The 2,814-nt window shown below is 38.2% G+C and carries 5 protein-coding genes; all 5 read left to right on the forward strand.

Annotation, left to right across the window (positions count from 1 at the left end; genetic code table 11):
- The first annotated feature begins 61 nt into the window (after positions 1-61).
- A complete protein-coding gene (locus ACOVQ4_RS22285) occupies positions 62-799 on the forward strand; it encodes a hypothetical protein (RefSeq protein WP_421822794.1) in 738 nt (245 codons plus the stop codon).
- 92 nt (positions 800-891) lie between these two features.
- Entirely contained in the window at positions 892-1,251 is a 360-nt protein-coding gene (locus ACOVQ4_RS22290; protein ID WP_421822795.1) for a hypothetical protein, read from the forward strand.
- A 135-nt stretch (positions 1,252-1,386) separates the two neighbouring features.
- Positions 1,387-1,599 (forward strand): hypothetical protein, encoded by a 213-nt coding sequence (locus ACOVQ4_RS22295; RefSeq protein ID WP_421822796.1) that lies wholly within the window; start codon positions 1,387-1,389, stop codon positions 1,597-1,599.
- Between the two features lie 75 nt (positions 1,600-1,674).
- A complete protein-coding gene (locus ACOVQ4_RS22300) occupies positions 1,675-2,358 on the forward strand; it encodes a hypothetical protein (RefSeq protein ID WP_421822797.1) in 684 nt (227 codons plus the stop codon).
- Positions 2,358-2,814 (forward strand): N-6 DNA methylase (locus ACOVQ4_RS22305; RefSeq protein ID WP_421822798.1); only part of this gene is annotated, 457 nt, incomplete at its 3' end. The genes ACOVQ4_RS22300 and ACOVQ4_RS22305, both read left to right, overlap by 1 nt.

Below are 2,814 nucleotides of genomic sequence, written 5' to 3' on the forward strand. Positions count from 1 at the left end.
ATTATAAGACGTCGAATAAGGGTGAGTCGTATGTGACAACCGCTAAAAGCTTTATTGAGCGATGGAACAACCGATAAAAGTATTGATAGCCTCGCACAAGCGTGCTGACCGCATAACAACTCATCAAAAGGTTGCCAATAGTATTATTTGTATTCCAGAAAGCCAATTCGGTGAATATCGAGAACGATGCCCCGATACTGAAATTGTTACACACCCTGATAGCGTGATTGGACTTAGCTGGAAGCGCCAGTGGATGATGGAGCACTTTGGTGATGCCTTTCATTTGGATGATGATTTGGCATTTATGAAGCGCATCTATACCGAAACGGGTGAAGAGGACAAACTAAATCCAGAGGAAATTTATGATGTCATTCAGGTAACAGCTCGCACGGCCAAGCGAATGGGAGTGTATCTCTGGGGCTTCAATACGTGTGGGAAACCCTTCACTTACAATGCACTTCAGCCCCTCCAGATGAGTGGCTATGTAAATACCTGTGCGTTCGGATTGTTTACGGGTTCAAAGCTATTTTTCAGACCTGAACAAAGATATCAGGAAGATTATTGGATATCGGGGCTAAATGCCTATTACAATCGCAAAATTTTGCGTGATAACAGGTATTATTTTCATTTTAATGATACCTGGACTGGAGCTGGAGGACTTGCCGAGTTTCGCAACATGCAGACACTTGAAGAAACTCTCAATAATCTTCAGGGGATTTTTGGAAAAGATGTAGTTAAGGTACGAAAACTTGGAACTAAAAACCATCCCTTCCAAATGAACTTTAGTGTTCCATTTTAACATTTGACCAAATAATATTTTACAAATTAACCAGGTATTTAGCTGCTAAGAAAAATATTATTTGGTTTACCCTACTATTTAACGATATCCAAATGACAATAAAAAATGAACTACCACCTCACTTTGACAGGTGGATAGATTTTTATAGACATCTGAAACAATATGATCATCATTTTATGCCAGATGATAATTTTCATACTTTCGATTATTATATCGAGCCTCGTTTTGATATTATTTATGGGGTTCAATATTCTGGAGTACGTGAATTTACTTTGTACAGAATTGATAAGTCTTTTCTATACAAAAAAGCACTTGAAGAGCTAGAAAATAACATGTTGAGTTCAGAGGAAACAGAAAGAATAATCAATCGTATCAATACTCAAAAGATACCCGTATTGGAATATCCTATTATGAGAAATTCATTTAAAAAATTAAGATATATCAAAAAGTAAAACCTGCCAACAGTGCAGGTTTTTTTATGCTTTTAGACTGCCAAACTTACCGTAAAATAAAAGAATCACTGTTTTTCACCCTTGTACCCATTGCCTACCTTCGTAATACAATAAACGATTTAAAAACAACAAGTTATGTTTTACTTCAATCAAAAGATTCAACTCAAAAACGATTCAAAAACCTATATTTTCAAGAAGGAGGTTAACAACATTTTAGTTTTTCAAAGCGAGGGTCAAACCTTCGAGTTTCAAAAAGATGAGTTTGCTCAGGACAACGTAATTGTTCTCTGGGAAACAGTTAAGCTCTTCGGAGGCACACCAATCAAAAGGCTAGCTCGAGCAAACTAACCTTACAAAAGTTTACTGAAATTATATACAAAAATTTGCTCAAATTATATACAACTGGTTTTCAATTTATAAAAAATGAAAAGTTTCAAATTAGGTGCCAATGCAGAAAGGCACATGAAGAAGTACGCCGGTACTTCCAACGAAGATTACATCGAGTTTGCGGCCCAAACAGCCAGAAAGGTTACTACAAGCAGATTCGACACCGAAATATGCGAAAGGTTAGATATCTACAATATTGCTCACCTCCCTTACAAAGCCACACAGTTACCATTTGGCATAGAAGAGTATGAAGCTGATGACTATTTACTCGAGCATTCCAACAACCCCTTAGAGCTCGCAGAGCTTTGGCAGAAAGCAAAAGCCAATGAATCAAGTGATAGCTCAAAGAATTACATTATTTCGGAGTTCCTGAAGCCATTCCCTCGAGAGAGCTTTGAAAGATTTGCAGATAAGAATTGGCTGAGTGATGTGAGCAAAGCATGGTTCAATAAGGATGGTTTAGCGCTAGATGTTCAAGCTCAAGAAATGAACTCCTTATTCTTTGTAGAAGATAAAATCACCATAGATGATTTGATTGATTTTGTAAGGACCTACAAACGATATAGCTACAAGTCACCAGCCACAATTTTAGTTGAACGTATAGAACAACGGTTCAAAGAGTGTGCAGGCTTTCAAATTAAAGACTACTATGTCGAGCACTTGTTGAAGTCTTGCTATCCAAAGTACGAAATAGAAACCTTTGAAGACGTTCCCTTCTAATGGCAAAGACAGTAGATGTACCGCACGAGTTGAGGGAGTTCAACGAGGCATTTAATAAGCTTGGAGGATATCGCTGGGACGTAGCTGAAGTATTCCACGACCTCTTAGATTTTATGATAGCTTGCTGGTCACCACATGGAGATAAGGAGCTGGCAGAAAGGCTCAAAAGAAAGTATAAAGACGATTACTATTACCTTAGCGCGATGATGGCAGCACTATTAAGGTGCTACAATGAAAGCTTCAAAAAGCGCAATTGGTACGATGGATTAGGCACCTACTACGAAATCATAGCAAGTCGAAGTAAAAGCAGTGCCTTGGGACAGTTTTTCACTCCCGAAGGTATCTGTGACCTTCTCACAGAAATGAATGCAAATTATGTCAATCCACCAGTAAATAAGACAATTAATGACCCTGCATGTGGGTCTGGAAGGCTCCTACTTTCCTTCCATGTGCGAG

Origin of the sequence: Flectobacillus sp. (assembly GCF_049240685.1) — a bacterium.
GTDB lineage: Bacteria > Bacteroidota > Bacteroidia > Cytophagales > Spirosomataceae > Flectobacillus.